Below are 19,372 nucleotides of genomic sequence, written 5' to 3' on the forward strand. Positions count from 1 at the left end.
GAATGACTGCCAAGCCCGGTCGTTTCGACCGGGCTTTTGTCGGCCGTTCAGCCATTCAGACCGCGTGCTTGCGGGTCCGCATCTTCTGATCGAGGTCGAAGACCTTCAGTCCGTCTTCAACGTTCGGCGGCATGCGCCAATCCTCTGAGATAAGCGCCTTGCGGGCGTCGCGCAGGCCGGCATGCCAATGTTCGTGCATCGATAACGCCGAAAATTCGTAGTCCTTCGAATGCGAGCGGAACTGCTTGTTGCGGTAGATCAGGTGGATGATCGTGACGCCGTAGTCGGAGCAGTTTTCCTTCAGCTTCTGGATTTCTGGATCGGCCTTTGCCTCCTCGGGCAGCCGCGCGTAGAGTTCCGAGATGGTGCGGCGAAGGTGGTGGCGCTCGAGGAAGAGATCGGTGTTGAGCCGGGTGCGGCTGGAATAGGTAATGTCCTTGCGCCGCTCCTCCACTTCTTCGAGGTCCTGTGGCAACTGGCCGGTAGCGCTGAAGAGATCGACCTGGAAGACGACCGTGTCGACACCGGCGCCATTCCTCAGCACATAGCTCAACGGTGTATTGGAGACGAGTCCGCCGTCCCAGTAGTGTTCGTTGCCGATTTTGATCGCCGGAAAGCCGGGCGGCAGCGCACCGCTCGCCATGACGTGCTCAGGCTTGATCTTGATTTCCTTATTGTCGAAGAAGGCGAAATTGCCGGTTCGAACATTGACGGCGCCGAGGCTGAGCCGCACGGGACCATGGTTGATGCGGTCGAAATCGACATGGTCGAGCAGGGTCTGGCGCAGTTGCTCGGTGTCATAGATGCTGGTCGCGCCCGCTGAACCCCGCGCCTGAAACCAGGATGGGATCTGCCAGGGAGAAAAGAAGCCAGGCACACCGAAGGTCGATACCCACCAACTGCTGACGGTGCGATAGAAATGGCTGGTCTCGCGCTGCCGCTCCATCAGAAGGTCGACCGGCAACTGCACGCTGACCTTGTTCCAGAAGGACCGCAGTTTCTCCAGCCGTTGGCCCGGCACGTTACCCGCCATGATCGAGGCGTTGATCGCGCCGATCGAGATGCCGGCGATCCAGTCCGGCTCGATGTCGACTTCCCTCAGTGCTTCGAAAGCACCTGCCTGGTAGGAGCCGAGAGCGCCGCCGCCCTGCAGGACGAAGACCTTTTGCGCATAGGCTGAAGCGGGATTGGTGGTGAGTGGAGCTGCAATATTCATGGTTCCATCCTTTACTGCGCTCCACCCTAGGGGCCGCGGTGCGCAAATATATGACCATTTTCCTGCCTGCTTCTCCGAAAGCGGAGATATATCGTCGCAATGCTCAGGGGCGTGAGTTCACGCGAAGCCGCTTTGCATCTTTGGGGATCATGCCTTAGCCGAGCATATAGGCCCAAAGTGACACCGTGAGTGCCCCGAGTGCTGTCGTCAGCGTAATCGTCGATGCAGCGAGACTGTGGCCGACGCCGAAGCGATTGGCAATCAGCCAAGCGTTCACACCTGTTGGAACCGAAGAGGTAAGCACGAGCGCCTTTCGCCATTCCGGGCTGAGGCCGAGGAGATAGGCGGCTGCAAGCACGCAGGCCGGCAACAACAGAAGCTTGAAGGCCGAAGTGACGCTGGCAACGCCGAGATTGCCGGAAAGTCCATATTGCCGCAGCGCCATGCCGAGTGAAATCAACGCCGCCGGGCCTGCGATATTGGCGATGTCATCAACCACGGTGCCGAGCGTCGTCGGTAAGGAAATGCCGATGAGGTGCACGACAAGGCCGGCGAGAAGCCCAACGACCAGTGGATTGCGGACCAGGTTTCTGCCGACCTGCTGCAATACCTCCCCCAAGCTGCGTCCGGAGCCGCCGTTCTGTTTGCGCTCGGCCTGCTCCATCAGCATCGTGCCGGCGATCATCATGACCGGCAGGTGCACCGCAAGCAGGATCGACATCGCCACGATACCGTCTGGACCGACGGCGCGCCCCACCAAAGGTAGGCCGATGAAAATATTGTTGGCGAAGGCAGAGGAGACGCCGGCGAGCACCCCGATTCGCGCGTCGCGCCCGAACAGCCGCGTGGCCGCAAGATGGCCGGCTGTCCAGGCGACCGTGACGCCGGCAAAATAGGCGATCCATAGCCGAAACGGCGAGGCTCCGTGAAAATCCGCTTCAGCAATGGTCTGGAACAGCAGGAGCGGCACGGCGATCTTGAAGACGAATTCGCTCATCGCCTCGCCGACGCTGGCCGACAATATGCCGGCGCGCACGATCACCCAGCCGACGAGAATCAGCAGGAAAATCGGCAGGACATCGGAAAGGATTTCGGACATGCCAGGCGAGGGAGCTGTGAAGTGGCGGGATCTTGAGAAATGATCCCAGAGTTGTAGCAGCTTGCCTCATCGTGAGAAGCCGAAAAGCGGGCAGAAACAAAAAAAGCGGGCCGCGCCCGCTTTTCCGCACCCGGCCCCGCCGGGGTCCTCCCGGTGCACAAGCCGCCAGTTCATCCGTGGTCGGCGCGCGTACCGGTGAGGCGGAAGGTATCATACCTTCCCTAACTGGCCGTGGATGCCTTGTCCGCATCCCATGCCAGTTCACTTGATAAGTATTTAAAGATGGAAAGTGACAGACAAATGACTGGCGGAGATTAAGTTGCCAGAAAGGATGCCGATTTTTCTTCCAAACTTCGGAAAAACCGCTAATACCGGATACCGGCTATCACCAATACCGGGACCCACTTTTTGATGACTCGTTTCGATGTACTGACCGTTGGCAATGCTATCGTCGACATTATCGCTCGCTGCAACGATCAATTCCTGATCGACCACCAGATTACCAAGGCCGCGATGAATCTCATCGATGCCGAGCGAGCCGAACTCCTCTATTCGCGCATGGGTCCGGCGCTCGAAGCTTCCGGCGGCAGCGCCGGCAATACGGCTGCGGGCGTAGCGAATTTCGGCGGCAAGGCCGCCTATTTCGGCAAGGTCGCGGAAGATCAGCTCGGAGAGATTTTCGCCCACGACATTCGCGCCCAGGGCGTGCATTACGAAACTAGGCCGAAGGGCACGTTCCCGCCGACCGCCCGTTCCATGATCTTCGTCACCGAGGACGGTGAGCGTTCGATGAACACCTATCTCGGCGCCTGCGTCGAGCTTGGTCCGGAAGACGTCGAAGTCCATGTCGTTGCCGACGCCAAGGTCACCTATTTCGAAGGTTATCTTTGGGACCCGCCGCGCGCCAAGGAAGCGATTCGCGAATGCGCCCGCATCGCTCATGCCAATGGACGTGAAATGTCGATGACTCTGTCCGACAGCTTCTGCGTCGGTCGCTATCGCGACGAGTTCCTCGATCTCATGCGCTCGGGCACCGTCGATATCGTCTTTGCCAACCGTGACGAGGCATTGTCGCTGTACGAGACGGATGATTTCGAGAAGGCATTGAAGCTGATCGCGGGCGATTGCAAGATCGCGGCTGTGACAATAGGCAAGGATGGCGCCGTCATCGTGCGCGGCAACGAACGCTATGTCGTCGACGCCCATCCGATCGAAGAGCGCGTGGACACGACCGGCGCCGGCGATCTTTTTGCCGCTGGTTTCCTCTTCGGTTATACGCAAGGTCGTGCGCTTGAGGATTGCGCCAAACTCGGCAACCTCGCGGCAGCGATCGTCATCGAGCAGATCGGCCCGCGGCCCATGCGGTCGCTGTCGGAAGCCGCCAAGGAGGCGGGGCTTCTTTAAAAAAAAGCCCACGCATAGGGCCCATGTTGGAATCTAAAGCCGCTCGCAGCAGACCGTTGCGGGCGGCTTTTTTGTTGGGATATCGAAGGCGGCTAAGGAACTCTATCGGTAGAACAACCGAACGGTTCCAGCCTCATAGAGAATGAGTGTTCCAAGCGCGACGAGGACGAACGGCACTGCCCGATGTCCGTAACGTCTGATCGGTCTGCCTATCGTAGGGTGATTGACCAGGAAGTGCGCCGCGCCGAGCCATAAGGCAGTCATCAGGACGAAGACGATAGCGATGACGGCAATCTCATCGATCGTGCGCGTGGCGAACAATGGAGTGTAGATGCTGATGTTGTCGCCACCGTTCGCAATCGTCACGGCAGCGACAGCGACGATATTGCCCTGCCCGGCAGACACCTTTTCATGATCTTCGGGAGCATCATCGGCCCCAGAGCCTTCCTGCAGCATCCATAGTTTTTTCAGGCCAAGAAAGATCGGTGCCAAGCCTAGGAGGCCGATATAGGCAGCGGGAATGACGAGAGAGATCAAAGAGGCCAGGACGCTTGCGGCGTAAAGAGCGGCAATGCCCAGATACTGGCCGATGACAACCTGCCGGGGGCGGAATTTGGGATCCGCAAAAAATCCGAGCAAGACAAAAATGTCGTCCACATTCGTCGATGCAAACAGGACGACGGCTATGCCGAGGATCCCGAACAAATTTTCCATGATCACCGTTTCCCGCCTTGATGCTCAGACGCATCGTTGCGTCGGAAAAGTCACACGAGCGTGGCTACCATGGAGCTTTGCGTTTTTACTTGAAGGCTTCGCCCGGATAGGCGCCCCAGATTTCGGATTGCGCCACCCAGCCTTCGGTGCCGTCGGCGGTCGCCAGGCACCAGTCGCCGGTGCATTCGCGGATGTTCATCATCACGCCCGGCTGGAGCTTGGCAATGACGGTGCTCGATGGCTGTGCGTCGCGGCGCATGTTGACGAAAACCGCCTTGCCTTTGCCCTTCATCCACGGCGCGGCGATGGCCGAGCGCTGACCGGACAGCAACGACTGGTTGACCCAGCCCTCAGTGCCGTCGGCGTCACGGACGCGGCGCCAATTATCGTATTCCTGGATAATCTCGACCGGCAATCCCTGCTTGAGATAGAGCCATGACACCGCGTAGTCGGCGCTCGGGCCGACGCGCAGGTTGACACGCTTCGACTTCAGCGTAACGAATCGCGGCAGCGGCAATCCGCTCGGCCCCTTGGCGGCTTGGGCCGCGGCAAGATCGGCGGTGGCGACGGCCATCATCAGGCCGATCGCGAAAACAGCGCAGGACTTCAGGACTTTGCCACGCATAGGATTTCCGTTCGCTCATCATGACCAAGGCGCCGTCAGGCGACCTTTTCGTTCCGGTCATCGGCAAATCCCTGCGCCTCGCGCGCGAGTTTTGTTTGTCTTCGCCTGCGGGTCTGGTAGAAATGCCCGGAACGGGAAAATTATCCTGCTTCTTGGTTAAGAACATCTGAACAAGGCATCGCCGGTCGCCATGACGACGAAGAAAAAACCGAAGGTCTACATCACGCGTAAACTGCCGGATGCAGTGGAGACGCGGATGCGCGAACTCTTCGATGCCGAGCTCAACATTGACGATACGCCGCGCACGCGGGCCGAGCTTGTCGAAGCCGTCCAGTCGGCTGATGTGCTGGTGCCGACTGTCACCGACCGCATCGATGCCGCGCTGATCGAGGAAGCTGGGCCGCAGATGAAGCTGATCGCCAGCTTTTCCAACGGCACGGACCACATCGACGTCGAAGCAGCCGCCCGCCGGGGCATCACCGTCACCAATACGCCGAATGTTCTGACCGAGGACACGGCCGACATGACCATGGCGTTGATCCTTGCCGTGCCCCGGCGCCTCGCCGAAGGTGCGCGGGTGCTGACGGACAAGCCCGGCGAATGGGCCGGCTGGTCGCCCACCTGGATGCTCGGCCGCCGCATTCACGGCAAGCGCATAGGCATCGTCGGCATGGGCCGCATCGGCACCGCCGTCGCCCGCCGCGCCAAGGCTTTCGGCCTGTCCATCCATTATCACAACCGCAAGCGCGTCAGCCTGACGACCGAAGACGAGTTGGAGGCGACTTATTGGGACAGCCTCGATCAGATGCTTGCCCGCGTCGACATCGTCTCGGTCAATTGCCCGTCGACACCCGCGACCTTCCATCTGATCTCGGCGCGCCGCCTGGCACTGCTGCAGCCGACCAGCTACATCGTCAACACTGCGCGCGGCGATGTCATCGACGAGACGGCGCTGATCAAGATTTTGCGCGAGGGCAAGATCGCCGGCGCCGGCCTCGACGTCTTCGAGAACGAACCGGCCGTCAATCCGAAACTGGTGAAGCTCGCCAACGAGGGCAAGGTGGTGCTGCTGCCGCATATGAGCTCGGCCACGCTCGAAAGCCGCATCGATATGGGCGACAAGGTCATCATCAATATCCGCGCCTTCATCGACGGCCATAGGCCACCGAACCGGGTTCTGCCGTTCCGCTGAGCGCGCAAAAGTGCACGGCGGTTTTGCGATAACGACATGCGCAAAATCAAGTCAGGATCTTGCGCATCTCTATCGACGTCGTGCGATCGAAGCCGGCATGGCGATTCTCCGCGGTTTTCAGGAAACCCCAGCTTGCGAAGGTCGCGTGATTGCCCGTGAGCTCGATTCGCGTTTCCAGTCGCAACACATCAAGTCCGCGCTCGCGCGCCGTCGCTTCACCGACCGCCAGCAGGCGCCGGCCGATCCCCTTACCTTGCTCGGATGGCAGAATCGCGAGCTTGCCGATGTAGAGGTTATCCGGCTCCGGGCGGCAGAATATGCAGCCGGCTAATTGATCGTCGTCGAACGCGATATAGCCGATCTCACCCCTCGCTTTTTCCCTCAGCGATTGCGGCGTCAGCGACAGCGCCGAGGAGGGCGGATCGATCAGCCCGTTCATATAGGCGAAGGAGGCGAGAATGAGTTCAAGCAGTTCGTCCCAGCGGTCGAAGCCGTCGTCGAGACGCTGCAGGGTGATATCGGTCATTCGGCCGCGGCCCTGGCGCGCTTGCGGCGATAGCGGATGGTCTCGAAGCGGGCGGCAAGCCCGTCATAGAGCAGCAGGCGGCCGATCAGCGGTTCGCCGATGCCGGTGATGAGCTTGATCGCCTCCATCGCCATCAGCGTGCCGATGACGCCGGTCAATGCGCCGATGATGCCGGCCTCGGAGCAGGCGGGAATGAGGCCCTCGGGCGGCGGTGTCGGGAAAAGGTCGCGGTAACCCGGGTTCGGCATACCGTCGGAGTTGGTTTCGTAAGGCTTCAGTGTCGTCAGTGAGCCATCGAACCGGCCGACCGCGCCGGTCACTAACGGCAGGTGCGCCCGTTCGGCTGCGTCAGCCGCGGCATAGCGCGTGTCGAAATTGTCGGAGCCGTCGACAATGAGATCGAAACCGGCGAGGTGTCGCGCGGCCGTCTCTGTGGAAAAGCGCTCCTCCAAGCGGATGGTGCGCACATGCGGGTTCAGCCGCGCGATGGCGTCGGCCGCGCTTTGCGTCTTCAGCTCGCCGATCGTCCCGATATCGTGGATCACCTGTCGCTGCAGGTTGGAGAGCGAAACGCGATCATCATCGGCAATCCCAAGCGTACCGACGCCGGCGGCGGCGAGATATTGCAGCACCGGCGCACCGAGCCCGCCGGCGCCGATCACCAAAACCCGCGCCGCCTTCAATTTCTGCTGCCCGGCGCCGCCCACTTCGGGGAGCAGGATGTGGCGCTGGTAACGGGCGATTTCGTCTGAAGTCAAAGGATCCATGACGTCGATATTATCACGCTCAGCGGAAAATTCTCGCTTACGATTTCGAAATGCCGCCATGCGCGACGGTGAAGAATTGCGCCCGATCGCCAAGCGCGGAAAACATTGCTTTGTCGGTGCCGGTCATGAAGGCCTGGCCGCCGAGCCCATCGATCAGATCGAAGAGGGCCGCGCGCCGGCCTTCGTCCAGATGCGCGGCAATTTCATCCAGCAGCAGGATCGGGGCATGGCCGGTCAAGTTGCCGACGAGGCGGGCATGGGCGAGGATCAGGCCTACGAGCAGAGCCTTCTGCTCGCCCGTCGAGCAACGCTCCGCCTCCATATGTTTTTCGCGGTGGCGCACCAGCAGATCGGCCCGGTGCGGGCCGTCAAGCGTGCGCCCGGCGGCCGCATCGCGATAGCGTCCCTCGCGCAGCATATCGGCGTAGCTGTCCTCAAGATCGATGGCCGGACGGTCGAATTGCCCGTCGAGGAAGCCGGAGAGTTCGAGCGCGGCCGACGGAAACGGCGTCGCCTCGCCCGTTTCGGCGATCAGGCGCGAGAGAAGGCCGAGCATCTCCTGCCGCGCGAGCGCCATGGCGATGCCGAGGCTTGCCATCTGCTCCTCGATGCCGGTGAGCCAGGACGGATCGAACCGGCCTTCGGCGAGCAATTTGTTGCGGCTGCGCATGGCGCGCTCGAAATCGCTGGCACGGCGGCCATGGGCCGGATCGAGTGACAGCACCAGCCGGTCGAGAAAACGCCGCCGCTCGGAGGAGCCGCCGGTGAACAACCCATCCATGGACGGCGTCAGCCAAAGCACGCGCAGGTGGTCGGTCAACTCGTCCACGGTCTTGGCCGGCGTGCCGTTGATCCTGAGCTTGCGTGCCGTCGTCTCGTCGGTCGCGTCGACGCCGGTGCCGATCTCGACTTCGTCTTCCATGCCCTCAAGCTCAGCGAAGATCGAAAAGCCGCCGGATGCGCCGACGCGTGTGACATCCGCATAGGCCGCGCGCCGAAGACCGCGCCCCGGCGAAAGCAAGGAGACCGCCTCCATCAGATTGGTCTTGCCGGCGCCGTTGTCCCCGGTCAGCACCACATGCCGCTCGTCAAGCGCAAGCGATGCCACCGCATAGTTGCGGAAGTCGGTAAGCTTCAGGCGCGAGATGAAAACCTTGTGCGGCATCGGGTGTCCGGATTCCTGTCGATGGCCGAGGGGTATGCCGAACCCTGCCCAAGTGCAAGGTTTTTGCCTTCGACTCTTGGCGGCTAGGATGAGGGCAGAATGAATTATGTGCCCGACCGCAGGAGATCAGCCCTCGTAGCGAGGCGAGCCTCAAACCACCGTGAAATAAAAAAACCGGCCGAGTGATTCGGCCGGTTTTATCAGAAGCTGTTCGATTCGCCGCTCAGTCGCTGAACGTATCGAAGAAATCCTTCATCCGGGCAAAAAAGCCCGTCGATTCGGGATTGTTGTCCTTCGAGGAGATCTGCTCGAACTCCTGCAGCAGTTCGCGCTGGCGCTTGGTGAGCTTTTGCGGCGTTTCGATCTGGATCTGGATGTAGAGATCCCCGATCTGGCTCGAGCGCAACACCGGCATACCCTTTGCCTTCAGGCGGAATTGCTTGCCGACCTGCGTGCCCTCGGGAACCGTGACGCGCGACTTCGTGCCGTCGAGCGTCGCGACGTCGAAGGTACCCCCCAGGGCGGCCGTCGTCATCGAGATCGGCACGGCGCAATAGAGATCGGCGCCGTCGCGCTGGAAGAACTCATGCGGCTTGACGGAGAGGAAGATGTAGAGATCGCCCGAAGGCCCGCCACGCAAGCCGGCTTCGCCTTCGCCCTGCAAGCGGATGCGCGTGCCGTCCTCGATGCCGGCCGGGATGTTGACAGAGAGGGAGCGCTCTTCGGTTACTCGACCCTGGCCATGGCATTTGCTGCAGGGATCGGGAATGATCTGGCCGCGACCGTGGCAGGTCGGACAGGTGCGCTCGACCGAGAAGAAACCCTGCGCGGCGCGCACCCGGCCCGAGCCTTGGCAAGTGCCGCAGGTCTTCGGCTGCGTGCCTGGCTTGGCACCGGAGCCGGAACAGACGTCGCAGGTAATCGAAGTCGGGACACGGATCTGCGCCGTCTTGCCGGTAAAGGCCTCTTCGAGCGAGATTTCCATGTTGTAGCGAAGATCGGCGCCGCGTTCGCGACCGCCGGAGGAGCGACCGCGCGAGCGACCGCCACCCATCATCTCGCCGAAAATATCCTCGAAGATGTCGGAGAAGCCACCGCCGCCGAAGCCGCCGCCGCCAAAACCGCCGCCACCGCCCATGCCGCCATGCTCGAAGGCAGCGTGGCCGTAGCGATCATAGGCCGCACGCTTCTGCGGATCCTTGAGCGTCTCGTAGGCCTCGTTGATTTCCTTGAACTTTCGCTCGGCGTCCTTGTCCTCCGGGTTCTTGTCCGGATGAAATTTCATCGCCAACTTGCGAAAAGCGCTTTTCAGCTCCTTTTCGTCTGCTGTCCTGGCGACACCCAACGTGTCGTAAAAGTCCGCTTTTGCCATTAAGGAATAGACCCCGGAAATGTATTTCCGGCTGCCCTAAGGCAGCCGGATCTGAGTTTCAGCAAAACCAGTTAAGGTTTGCGATTATGCAGACCGCTTGCGGTCGTCCTCGTCCTTGATTTCCTCGTAGTCGGCATCGACGACGTCGTCATTGCCGCCTGCCGAGGCATCAGCGGTAGATGCCTCCGACTGCTGGGACTCATAGATGGCCTGGCCGAGCTTCATGGACACTTCCATGAGCGTCTGGGTCTTGGCCTTAATGTCTTCGGCGTCCGGCTCGGAAGCTTCGGTCGCCGCCTTCAGCGCTGCGATCGCTTCGGAGATCGCATTGCGGTCGGCTTCGGTTACCTTGTCGCCGTAATCCTTCAGCGACTTTTCGCTGGAGTGGATCAGGCTTTCGGCTTGGTTCTTGGCTTCCACGCCTTCGCGGCGCTTCTTGTCCTCAGCAGCGTGCGCTTCGGCATCCTTGACCATCTTTTCGATGTCGGCGTCGGAGAGGCCGCCCGAAGCCTGGATGCGGATCTGCTGTTCCTTGCCGGTGCCCTTGTCCTTGGCCGAAACCTGGACGATGCCGTTGGCGTCGATGTCGAAGGTGACCTCGATCTGCGGCACGCCACGCGGAGCCGGCGGCAGGCCGACGAGATCGAACTGGCCGAGCAGCTTGTTGTCGGCAGCCATTTCGCGCTCGCCCTGCGAGACACGGATGGTCACGGCCGACTGGTTGTCGTCGGCGGTCGAGAAGGTCTGCGACTTCTTCGTCGGGATCGTCGTGTTGCGTTCGATCAGACGCGTGAAAACACCGCCAAGCGTTTCGATGCCGAGCGACAGCGGCGTCACGTCGAGCAGCAGAACGTCCTTAACGTCGCCCTGCAGAACGCCGGCCTGAATGGCGGCGCCGAGAGCGACGACTTCATCCGGGTTCACACCCTTGTGCGGTTCCTTGCCGAACAGTTGCTTGACGACTTCCTGCACTTTCGGCATGCGGCTCATGCCGCCGACGAGAACGACTTCATCGATCTCGGCAGCCGTGACGCCGGCATCCTTGAGGGCGGCCTTGCACGGTGCGATGGTGCGCTGGACGAGGTCGTCGACCAGGCTTTCCAGCTTGGCGCGCGTCAGCTTCAGCGTCAGATGCTTCGGGCCGGTGGCGTCAGCCGTGATGAAGGGCAGGTTGATTTCCGTCTGCTGCGCGGAGGACAGTTCGATCTTCGCCTTTTCGGCAGCTTCCTTGAGGCGCTGCAGCGCGAGCTTGTCGCCCTTGAGGTCGATGCCGTTGTCCTTCTTGAACTCGGCAACGAGATATTCGACGAGACGCATGTCGAAGTCTTCACCGCCAAGGAAGGTGTCGCCGTTGGTCGACTTCACTTCGAAGACGCCGTCGCCGATTTCCAGGATCGAGATATCGAAGGTGCCGCCGCCAAGGTCGTAAACGGCGATGGTCTTGCCGTCCTTCTTGTCGAGACCGTAGGCGAGTGCTGCAGCGGTCGGCTCGTTGATGATGCGCAGGACTTCAAGGCCGGCGATCTTGCCGGCATCCTTGGTCGCCTGGCGCTGCGCGTCGTTGAAGTATGCGGGAACAGTGATGACGGCCTTTTCGACCTTTTCGCCGAGATAAGATTCGGCGGTTTCCTTCATCTTCTGAAGGATCATTGCGGAAATCTGTGCGGGCGAATAGCCCTTGCCGTTGGCCTCGACCCAGGCGTCGCCGTTGTCGCCGCGGACGATATTAAAAGGAACGAGGTGCTTGTCCTTTTCAACGGTCGGATCTTCGTAGCGGCGGCCGATCAGGCGCTTGACAGCGAAGAGGGTGTTGGTGGGGTTGGTGACCGCCTGGCGCTTGGCCGGCTGGCCGACGAGGCGTTCGCCGTCGTCCGTGAAGGCTACCATGGAAGGGGTGGTGCGGGCGCCTTCGGCATTTTCGATCACTTTCGCGTCCTTGCCGTCCATGACGGCGACGCAGGAATTCGTGGTTCCAAGGTCGATACCAATTACTTTTGCCATGTCATTCTCTCCTTGAAGCAAGCTATCGGAACCCCTGTCAGGCATTCCATTGACAGCCCCTTACGGGATGGTCTTGAGGATTGCGCAGCCATGACTGCGGTGATGCCGCGTATATAAGTAGCGGTTTTACTGACTGCAAGGCAGGAAATCACCCGGAATCCAGCAAAACGAATGGTTTGTCGCCCAAATTCCACAGTGTCACATTGAGGTTGTGAGCCTGCGGAATTTGCGCGACCATCTATCTGATCAGCCTTGCCCCGGCCATGCAAGCGGCAATGCTAAGAATCGCTTCTTATTGCCCCAGAATGACGTCGAGAAGCGAGGAGCGGTGCGGTCGCACCGTCGCCGTGGTTGGACCGGGATCGCCGATATCGGCAGGCGGGATATCGCCGGTGTCGTAAGGGTTCTCGCTGTAGGGATTGCTGTCGTCGGCGAGGCCCGCAGGCGGCAGGTCTTCGGGATAGTCGTTCGCCGCAGCCTGATTGACCGGCTGCTGCTGCTGGATCGGTTGCTGCGCCGGTCGTTGCTGGATCGTCGGCTGGCTCTGCGGTTGCGCAGCCTGCCCGCTGTTGCCGCTGCCGAGCGCGCCGGAGATGATGGCGCCGATCGTCGTCGACTGGTCGGTATTCGGCGCGGATTGTGCCACCGGCACGCCGTTGTCGATGATCTGGCCGCCGCCGAAGATCGGGGTAGGCGTCAGGCCCTTATGGGCGGCGACCATGAATTCCTTCCAGGCCTTGGCCGGCAGCCCGCCGCCCGTCACCTTTTTCATCGATTTGCCGTCGTCGTTGCCGAACCAGACGCCGGTGGTCAAATGGCTGGTGAAACCAACGAACAGCGCATCGCGGAAGGATTGCGTCGTACCGGTCTTGCCGGCCGCCTGCCAGCCTGGAATACGCGCGGCCCTGCCGGTGCCGAAGTTGATGACGCCAGTCATCATGCTGTTCATATTGGTGACGACATCCGGGTTCAGAACGCGCGGCGGATTGTCGAAATTCGCCTGGTAAAGCACCTTGCCTGAGGCCGTCGTTACCTTGGTAATGACATGCGGCGTTGCCTTGTAGCCGCCGTTCATGAACGAGGCGTAGGCCGAGGTCAGCTCCAGAAGCGATACTTCCGATGTGCCGAGTGCGATCGAGGCGTTGGCCTGCAGGTCGGACTCGATGCCGAGCCGATGCGCGACCTTGACGACCTGCTCCGGTCCGACTTCTGTCGCCACCTGGGCGGCGATGGTGTTCAGCGAATGGGCCACGGCCGTGGCAAGCGTGACCGGCCCGCTATATTTCTGCTCATAATTCTCTGGCGCCCAATTGCCGATCTTCACTGGCGCGTCGTTGCGAATCGAGTTCGGCGTCAGGCCCATCTCCAGCGCGGCCGTATAGACGAAAGGCTTGAAGGCCGAGCCCGGCTGGCGCTTGGCCGTGACGGCGCGGTTGAACTGGCTCTGCGCATAGTCCCGGCCGCCGACAAGCGCGCGGATGGCGCCTGTCGCGTCCACGGAGACGAGCGAGGCCTGCGAGGCGCTGAGTTTCTTGCCGTCCTTGGCGAGCACCTCGTTCAGCGCCTGTTCGGCCTTCTGTTCCAGCGACATGTCGATCGTGGTGTCGACGGTCAGATCTTCTTTGACGGCGCCGCCGATCAGCCCGGGAAGCTGGTCCATGACCATATCAGCGGCATAGTTTTGCGCGCCGCTCCAATAGCTCTTCGCGCGCGTCGGCGGCTGCGACATCGCCGTCTTGATGTCGGCGTCGCTGATGAAGCCCTGGTCGCGCATGGCCTGCAGCACGAGCTGGGCACGAGCTTCGGCAGCGGCGGGATCGCGGGCGGGCGACAGCTTCGACGGCGCCTTGACAAGGCCGGCAAGCATCGCCGCCTCGCCGAGATTGACGTCGCGGGCCGATTTGTTGAAGTAGCGTTGCGCCGCCGCCTCGACGCCATAAGCGTTCGCGCCGAAGTAGACGCGATTCAGGTACATCGCCAGGATCTGATCCTTGGTGAACTTGTGCTCCAGCCAGACGGCGAGCAGCACTTCCTGCACCTTGCGCTCCAGCGTGCGCTCCGGCGACAGGAAGAGGTTCTTGGCGAGCTGCTGCGTCAGCGTCGAGCCACCCTGGACGGCATGGCCGGTCAGCACGTTCGTCACTACCGCACGGCCGAGGCCGATCGGATCGAAGCCGAAATGCGAATAGAAGCGGCGGTCCTCGATGGCGATGATCGCCTCAGGAATATAGGGCGACATATCGTTCAGCGTCAGAGCTTCGCCGCCGGTCGCACCACGATTGGCGATGACGCTGCCGTCGAGATCGGCGATCTTGACATTCGGCGGCCGGTCGGGGATGGCCCAGGTGCTGGCGTTCGGCATGCGCGATCCATAGTAGACCACGAGGCCGGCAGCGCCGATGCCTGCCCAGATGCAGAGCACGATGCCCCAATAGATCACCGAGCGGATGAAACCGAAGAAACCGCCACCACGCTCGCGGCGCGGCCGCTTGCGCCGGCTGCCGGAACGGCGTGGTTTGTCCGGCACAGGATCATCGCCGCCGCGTCCCCAAGAGCGCCCGCCGCCGGCAATTCGCTCGCCAGCGCTGAAACCATCATCGCTGCGTTCCTTACCGCTTGAAAAGGAGGGCTCTATCCTCTGGGGTAATCTGCTTTTGCCTGCCATTGCGGACCGGTCGTACCCCCGATGGTTCAATATTCCGATGTCTGATGCCGGGCCGCCACCCGCCCCTCGTTGCCCGCGATCGTTTCGCTTGGACGTCAAAGCTCGGGTGAACTGTAAATGCGGCGATTTAAGGAGGGATTAAAAACATCCTTAACCGATCGCAGCGGTAGCATTCGTCCATCCACAACGGGATTGTTCAAGGAACTTTTCTTTTTCTCATGCATTGTCTCATCACAAAAAATAAGAGGGCGAGCAAATGAGTTCACATATTAACATCGAGAGAGTCGGTGAAAATAAGCTGCGGGAAGTCTGGAGTGTCGAGGATTTCGTGCGGCGCCATAGGATTTGCAAAGAGGAGGAAACCCGGCTGAAGAAGCTGTTCGGCGACTTCGCCACCAAGCAGGAGTTGTTATCGAACGCGCAGAGGCCGCCGCTGTTTCGCTAAGGCGGGGTGACAGGCCGGACGCGATGTTCATCGTTGGACCGCGGCGACCAGTTGGTCAGTAGCGGGGAGGCCTTAGAATGTGGAAACGCTTTGAATTATGGCTGATCGATCAGCTTGATCGGATCTTCGGGCTTGAACGGCTCGCCCGCCGCGCTGGCTTCTCGGCCGATGATGCGAAGCGGATCGCGCGGGAGAAATAGGAACTCTCGGTGGTCCCGCGTAAACAGGACATCAATTGGCTCGATTGATCTCTTGCCATCTTGCCTCAGGGCTTTCTGAGCATTGCGGCACCTCTATCATAGAAGACTTGCCGAACCAGCCGAGGATTTTGCCCGCGGCCATTTTCTTCCAGGACCAAACATACTTATCTCTCTTTTCGGCAGAAAGTAACGCCTGCTCGGTCTGGTCGGAACTTTACGACCCTAAAAACCTATTCCTCCGTGAGAATCCCAAATTCGCCCGCGGCGTCGTTCCGGCCGGCAAATTTACCCTCTTAGGACTAGTTCGATTCTATGGGCGCTCTCTGCGATGTTCCATATTTTCGAATGCTCTGATTGAGGTTATAGTGAAACTGAGGGACTGTCTTGGGGGACGGCCCCAGGGCACTTGGTAGCGCGTGAGGAGGAATATTCATGCGACACATCAAATGGAGCAACCCGATCGAGATCGGTTTCGCTCATGGCAGTTCTCAGACAGTGACCGGCCCCTCCGAGGCGCTGAATTGCATGGCCAATCTCTGGCCCGATCGGCGTGGTCCGCTTTATGTGGCTGCGAGAAGCGTCTGCCGCGCTGCGATCGACGGGCGAAAATCCGCCGAAGAAGCACGGGAAATGTTCATTTCGGCTACGCGCGAGGCGCATCTGAAAACCCATTGAGGCGGCGCGGCGCCTTGACGCCGCCTGATCCCTCAAACCTTCCGAGCCGGCGAACGCCGGGTGCTGCCGCGCAACCTTGGAAGGCGCGTTGTCTCTCCCAACATCGTCGATTCTCGTTTCTGCCTGCCGAATTCCCTGATGGGCAGGCGGATTTCCAGGCATTAATTGACCCATAAAAAAGCCAGCGACCTGGGGTCGCTGGCCATCACTGTTTCGCGCGATGAAGGCGATGTTACCGGTTCGAGCCCCTTGGCGTCATGCGGCAATTGGGCTCCGAAGCCGGGCATGGATCGACATGGCCAGGACTGTATGGTCCTGGGGAACCGGCATTCGGCCGCTGATTGTTTTGGCTCTGCTGCGGTTGCGGCTGCGGCTGTTGCTGTTGTGGCTCAGGATGGCGCTGCTGGTTGTCTTGGCGATTGCTGTCACGCCGGCGGTCCTGCCGGTTGTCGCCCTGATTGTCGTCCCGCCGATGCCGGCCCCAATCCTGATTATCCTGTTGCCCGCCCCAGTCACGATTTCGATCCCGCCGCTGCCGACCCCAATCTTGGTCGTCGTCCTGTTGCCCGCCCCAATCGCGGTTTCGATCCGGGCGGCGGTCCCAATTCCGGTCCGTTTCGTTATCCCAATCCTGGTTCCGGTCGGGACGTCGGTCCCAATTCGCGTCCGGGCGGCTGTTGCTCCAACCCGGTCCGCGCCGCCAACGGTCTCGATCGCGGTAGAAATCGCGGTTTCGATAATAACGACCCCAATAATCGTCGACATTGAAGGTGACGGTCGGAATGCCGAGCGGACGGTAATATTGCGGGCTGACATAGATGCGGCGCGATTGATAGGTTGCCTGGATGTACTGACCGGCGACCCAGCCGCGACCACCGAAGAAGGAAACGTCGCACCAGGGCGTTTCGTTGAGGCAGCCGTTGATCTCCAGCGGTGTGCCGACAGGGATCGTGGTCACTGCCGGATATTGCGTGCTCGGGCCGGACCGCATGTTGACGTTGGCGGTGGCAAAACCCTCTGCGGCTTCCGCGATGGCCGGTATCGCAACGAGTGCGGTCAGCGTGATGGCGGCAAGAAGCTTGTGTCTCATGAATGCTCTCCCTTGCGCGTCGCCGAAATGACGTAATAACTCGGCGGCTGCGCTGATTGCTGTTGCCCGCTTGCCTGACATATCCGCTAAGGGACATCCGGTGCGGTTACAGGATTCGGCATGCCGTTTCCAGTTTCGATAAGATGAAATCTAGCGCAGCTGCGGGATTTGGTAGGATCCAGCGCTATTCCTTCAATCTTTTCAGCGGTTTTACAAGAATTTGCATGAATGCAGGTTGAACGGACGCAGACAAGATCCTCAAAACCGAAACAAATTTTTAGGAAGACTTGCTTACTATATTGAGGTTACTGCAGCTCTAGTGAAAGTGCCCATCGCAAACTGGTTGAATGAATAACTTTAGCGGTCTTGAAATCACCACCGTGCCACCCGATATACGGTTCAGTCATGCAGTCGGTGGGATGCTTGGCGCGCTTGATAGCGAGCCATTTTCATCCCGGGAGGTCGCGGAAGTAGCGTTGACCATGTGTTAACCTTTCGCGATCAATCTGGCTGCAGTATCCGCCTTGCCTTTGACCACGGATGTACTGGCACTGATGCGAGGACGGATGACGAAAGGCCGGTTTGTTCCGGCCTTTTTGTTTATTGACTGTTTGGTGGCGTGCTTTGCGGAAGCAGGGCGCGCCATTTTTAATTTGGTCCCTTTTGTCTTGGCCAAAGAAAAACCGCCGCAGTTGCCTGCGGCGGTTTCGCAAGAAGAAGCGCCCGGCGGAACCGGGCGATGTCTTTTAGTTGGCGGCCTTCTTGGCAGCGACCTTGACAACCTTGGCCGGCTTTGCGGCCATGGTCGTTTTGTCGGCCGGAACATAACCGGCGCCGATCGCTACGTTCAGAGAGATGTAGTCGATGGCGGCCTGCTGGACGGCCTGGGCGAGGCTTTCCTGCGCATCCGAAACATTGCGCTGTGCATCAAGAACGTCGAGCAGCGAGGAGGCGCCGTCCTTATAGCTTGCCGTCGAGAGTGAGAGGGCTTCCTCAGAGGACTTCACCGACGCGCGCAGCGCGGCGATGGTCTGGGCATCGCGGCTGACGGCCGACAGGGCGTTTTCGACCTGTTCGACACCAGACAGCACGGTCTGCTTCCAGGCGATATATTGTTCGCGGCTGGAGGATTCGGCGATCTTCACGTTAGCCCGCAGCGTGCCACCGTCGAAGATCGGCAGCGACAGGGCGGGACCGAACGACCAGGACGTCAGGCCGCCGTGGGCGGACGACGTGTGGACGTAGGACGGCGAGATCGCACCGCTGAGCGTTATCGTCGGGAAGAGTTGGGCTTCCGCCACGCCGATCTGAGCGGTCGCGGCAGCAAGGTTACGCTCCGCGACGCGAATGTCAGGCCGGTTACGGATGAGGTCAGCGGGGACACCCGTATTGACGCGGCCGCGGAACACTGGCTGAGGACCACCGCTCTGCAATTGAGCGAGAATGGTCTGCGACGGCACGGCGAGCAGGGTTGCAATATGGTGCACCGCCTGGCGGTAGCTGATTTCAAGACCCGGAATTTCCGAAAGCGTCGAGTCGACCAGACCTTCGGCCTGGACGACGTCGAGGCGCGAGGCGGCGCCGGCATCGAGCTGGAACTGGGTCAACGCAAGCGTCTCGCGGCGTGACTTCAGGTTGTCCTGCGCAATCGAGATGCGGGCCTGGAAGAAGCGGGCGTTGACATAGCTGTTGGCCAGATCCTGCAGGTAGGCCAGGCGAGAGACGTCGACGGTTGAGTAGGCCGCATCGAGCGATGCGTTGGCACTTTCCTTTGCGCGGCGGAATTGGCCCCAGAGGTCGAGCAGCCACGACGCGGTGATATCGCTGCCGGTCGTGTTCTGCGTTTCCCTGTTGGTGCGCAGGTTGCCCATCTGGCCGCTGGTCGTTTGACTGCCAGAGGCAAACAGGCTCGGCAATCCGCCAGCGCCAGCGGTGACGACTTGGCCCTGCGCCTGATTGATGCGTTCCAGCGACTGCTGGATGTTAAGGTTTTGAGCGAGTCCTTGCTCGGCCAACGCGTTCAGCTTTCTGTCGCCGAAGGCAGTCCACCATTGCGAACTGGAGACGTCGCCGTTGACCTTCGTACCGCCCTCCGAGAACTTGGCCGCGAGGGGCATTTCCGGTGGCTTATGATCGGGGCCGCTGACGCAACCTGCCAAAAGAAGCAGCAGGGCGGGGGCGGCAGTACGAATGGATACCATCACATTATCCCACAA

17 protein-coding genes are annotated in these 19,372 nt (G+C 60.7%); 5 read left to right on the top strand and 12 right to left on the bottom strand.

Features of this window, described 5'->3' with window-relative positions; genetic code table 11:
- Nucleotides 1-55 precede the first annotated feature (55 nt).
- Nucleotides 56-1,216: a patatin-like phospholipase family protein gene (locus tag FHT86_RS36055; RefSeq protein ID WP_133704622.1), complete on the bottom strand. Its 1,161-nt coding sequence runs from the start codon at nt 1,214-1,216 to the stop codon at nt 56-58.
- Between the two features lie 154 nt (nt 1,217-1,370).
- On the bottom strand, nt 1,371-2,315 hold the full coding sequence (locus FHT86_RS36060) for an AEC family transporter (protein ID WP_133704621.1): 945 nt from the start codon (nt 2,313-2,315) through the stop codon (nt 1,371-1,373).
- A 411-nt stretch (nt 2,316-2,726) separates the two neighbouring features.
- Between FHT86_RS36060 and FHT86_RS36065 the strand changes: the two genes are divergently transcribed.
- Entirely contained in the window at nt 2,727-3,719 is a 993-nt protein-coding gene (locus tag FHT86_RS36065; protein WP_133704620.1) for an adenosine kinase, read from the top strand.
- A 102-nt stretch (nt 3,720-3,821) separates the two neighbouring features.
- Here the strand turns inward: FHT86_RS36065 and FHT86_RS36070 are convergent, their stop codons facing one another.
- Together FHT86_RS36070 and FHT86_RS36075 are read right to left on the bottom strand one after the other, a co-directional pair.
- Complete coding sequence (locus FHT86_RS36070; RefSeq protein WP_183869047.1) at nt 3,822-4,433, bottom strand: cadmium resistance transporter; 612 nt, start codon at nt 4,431-4,433, stop codon at nt 3,822-3,824.
- Nucleotides 4,434-4,518: 85 nt separating this feature from the next.
- The gene (locus FHT86_RS36075; RefSeq protein WP_133704618.1) at nt 4,519-5,058 is read right to left on the bottom strand and encodes an SH3 domain-containing protein; all 540 of its coding nucleotides are present in this window, start codon (nt 5,056-5,058) and stop codon (nt 4,519-4,521) included.
- A gap of 190 nt (nt 5,059-5,248) precedes the next feature.
- Between FHT86_RS36075 and FHT86_RS36080 the strand changes: the two genes are divergently transcribed.
- The gene (locus tag FHT86_RS36080) at nt 5,249-6,250 is read left to right on the top strand and encodes a 2-hydroxyacid dehydrogenase (protein ID WP_133704617.1); all 1,002 of its coding nucleotides are present in this window, start codon (nt 5,249-5,251) and stop codon (nt 6,248-6,250) included.
- A gap of 46 nt (nt 6,251-6,296) precedes the next feature.
- Here FHT86_RS36080 and FHT86_RS36085 read toward each other — a convergent pair whose 3' ends face one another.
- The 6 genes from FHT86_RS36085 to FHT86_RS36110 all read right to left on the bottom strand — a co-directional run bounded on the left by FHT86_RS36085 (nt 6,297) and on the right by FHT86_RS36110 (nt 14,746).
- Nucleotides 6,297-6,767, bottom strand: a complete 471-nt coding sequence (locus tag FHT86_RS36085; RefSeq protein WP_183869053.1) for a GNAT family N-acetyltransferase — start codon at nt 6,765-6,767, stop codon at nt 6,297-6,299.
- A 5-nt stretch (nt 6,768-6,772) separates the two neighbouring features.
- Entirely contained in the window at nt 6,773-7,543 is a 771-nt protein-coding gene (locus FHT86_RS36090; protein ID WP_133704615.1) for a molybdopterin-synthase adenylyltransferase MoeB, read from the bottom strand.
- 37 nt (nt 7,544-7,580) lie between these two features.
- Nucleotides 7,581-8,708, bottom strand: a complete 1,128-nt coding sequence (recF, locus tag FHT86_RS36095; protein ID WP_133704614.1) for a DNA replication/repair protein RecF — start codon at nt 8,706-8,708, stop codon at nt 7,581-7,583.
- 223 nt (nt 8,709-8,931) lie between these two features.
- Nucleotides 8,932-10,080, bottom strand: a complete 1,149-nt coding sequence (dnaJ, locus tag FHT86_RS36100) for a molecular chaperone DnaJ (protein WP_133704613.1) — start codon at nt 10,078-10,080, stop codon at nt 8,932-8,934.
- An 84-nt stretch (nt 10,081-10,164) separates the two neighbouring features.
- Nucleotides 10,165-12,081, bottom strand: coding sequence for a molecular chaperone DnaK (gene dnaK, locus FHT86_RS36105; RefSeq protein ID WP_133704612.1), 1,917 nt, complete (start codon nt 12,079-12,081; stop codon nt 10,165-10,167).
- Between the two features lie 292 nt (nt 12,082-12,373).
- Nucleotides 12,374-14,746: a transglycosylase domain-containing protein gene (locus FHT86_RS36110; RefSeq protein WP_133704611.1), complete on the bottom strand. Its 2,373-nt coding sequence runs from the start codon at nt 14,744-14,746 to the stop codon at nt 12,374-12,376.
- A gap of 256 nt (nt 14,747-15,002) precedes the next feature.
- On the opposite strand from FHT86_RS36110, the gene FHT86_RS36115 reads away from it, so the two are divergent.
- The 3 genes from FHT86_RS36115 to FHT86_RS36120 all read left to right on the top strand — a co-directional run bounded on the left by FHT86_RS36115 (nt 15,003) and on the right by FHT86_RS36120 (nt 16,066).
- The gene (locus FHT86_RS36115; protein WP_133704610.1) at nt 15,003-15,191 is read left to right on the top strand and encodes a hypothetical protein; all 189 of its coding nucleotides are present in this window, start codon (nt 15,003-15,005) and stop codon (nt 15,189-15,191) included.
- A 77-nt stretch (nt 15,192-15,268) separates the two neighbouring features.
- A complete protein-coding gene (locus FHT86_RS38560) occupies nt 15,269-15,391 on the top strand; it encodes a hypothetical protein (protein ID WP_260303263.1) in 123 nt (40 codons plus the stop codon).
- A gap of 432 nt (nt 15,392-15,823) precedes the next feature.
- Nucleotides 15,824-16,066 (top strand): DUF982 domain-containing protein, encoded by a 243-nt coding sequence (locus FHT86_RS36120; protein WP_120702623.1) that lies wholly within the window; start codon nt 15,824-15,826, stop codon nt 16,064-16,066.
- Nucleotides 16,067-16,298: 232 nt separating this feature from the next.
- On the opposite strand, the gene FHT86_RS36125 is transcribed toward FHT86_RS36120, so the two are convergent.
- Complete coding sequence (locus FHT86_RS36125; RefSeq protein ID WP_133704609.1) at nt 16,299-17,156, bottom strand: SH3 domain-containing protein; 858 nt, start codon at nt 17,154-17,156, stop codon at nt 16,299-16,301.
- A gap of 746 nt (nt 17,157-17,902) precedes the next feature.
- Entirely contained in the window at nt 17,903-19,357 is a 1,455-nt protein-coding gene (locus FHT86_RS36130) for an efflux transporter outer membrane subunit (RefSeq protein ID WP_133704608.1), read from the bottom strand.
- Nucleotides 19,358-19,372 lie beyond the last annotated feature (15 nt).

Origin of the sequence: Rhizobium sp. BK313, from assembly GCF_014193655.1 — a bacterium.
Taxonomy (GTDB): Bacteria; Pseudomonadota; Alphaproteobacteria; order Rhizobiales; family Rhizobiaceae; genus Rhizobium.

What these genes read in the sequence shown, in the direction of transcription:
- FHT86_RS36055 (WP_133704622.1), bottom strand. Translation starts at nt 1,216, where the DNA reads ATGAATATTGCAGCTCCACTCACCACCAATCCCGCTTCAGCCTATGCG.
- FHT86_RS36060 (WP_133704621.1), bottom strand. Translation starts at nt 2,315, where the DNA reads ATGTCCGAAATCCTTTCCGATGTCCTGCCGATTTTCCTGCTGATTCTC.
- FHT86_RS36065 (WP_133704620.1), top strand. Translation starts at nt 2,727, where the DNA reads ATGACTCGTTTCGATGTACTGACCGTTGGCAATGCTATCGTCGACATT.
- FHT86_RS36070 (WP_183869047.1), bottom strand. Translation starts at nt 4,433, where the DNA reads ATGGAAAATTTGTTCGGGATCCTCGGCATAGCCGTCGTCCTGTTTGCA.
- FHT86_RS36075 (WP_133704618.1), bottom strand. Translation starts at nt 5,058, where the DNA reads ATGCGTGGCAAAGTCCTGAAGTCCTGCGCTGTTTTCGCGATCGGCCTG.
- FHT86_RS36080 (WP_133704617.1), top strand. Translation starts at nt 5,249, where the DNA reads ATGACGACGAAGAAAAAACCGAAGGTCTACATCACGCGTAAACTGCCG.
- FHT86_RS36090 (WP_133704615.1), bottom strand. Translation starts at nt 7,543, where the DNA reads ATGGATCCTTTGACTTCAGACGAAATCGCCCGTTACCAGCGCCACATC.
- recF (WP_133704614.1), bottom strand. Translation starts at nt 8,708, where the DNA reads ATGCCGCACAAGGTTTTCATCTCGCGCCTGAAGCTTACCGACTTCCGC.
- dnaJ (WP_133704613.1), bottom strand. Translation starts at nt 10,080, where the DNA reads ATGGCAAAAGCGGACTTTTACGACACGTTGGGTGTCGCCAGGACAGCA.
- dnaK (WP_133704612.1), bottom strand. Translation starts at nt 12,081, where the DNA reads ATGGCAAAAGTAATTGGTATCGACCTTGGAACCACGAATTCCTGCGTC.
- FHT86_RS36110 (WP_133704611.1), bottom strand. Translation starts at nt 14,746, where the DNA reads ATGGCAGGCAAAAGCAGATTACCCCAGAGGATAGAGCCCTCCTTTTCA.
- FHT86_RS36115 (WP_133704610.1), top strand. Translation starts at nt 15,003, where the DNA reads ATGAGTTCACATATTAACATCGAGAGAGTCGGTGAAAATAAGCTGCGG.
- FHT86_RS38560 (WP_260303263.1), top strand. Translation starts at nt 15,269, where the DNA reads ATGTGGAAACGCTTTGAATTATGGCTGATCGATCAGCTTGATCGGATC.
- FHT86_RS36120 (WP_120702623.1), top strand. Translation starts at nt 15,824, where the DNA reads ATGCGACACATCAAATGGAGCAACCCGATCGAGATCGGTTTCGCTCAT.
- FHT86_RS36125 (WP_133704609.1), bottom strand. Translation starts at nt 17,156, where the DNA reads ATGAGACACAAGCTTCTTGCCGCCATCACGCTGACCGCACTCGTTGCG.
- FHT86_RS36130 (WP_133704608.1), bottom strand. Translation starts at nt 19,357, where the DNA reads ATGGTATCCATTCGTACTGCCGCCCCCGCCCTGCTGCTTCTTTTGGCA.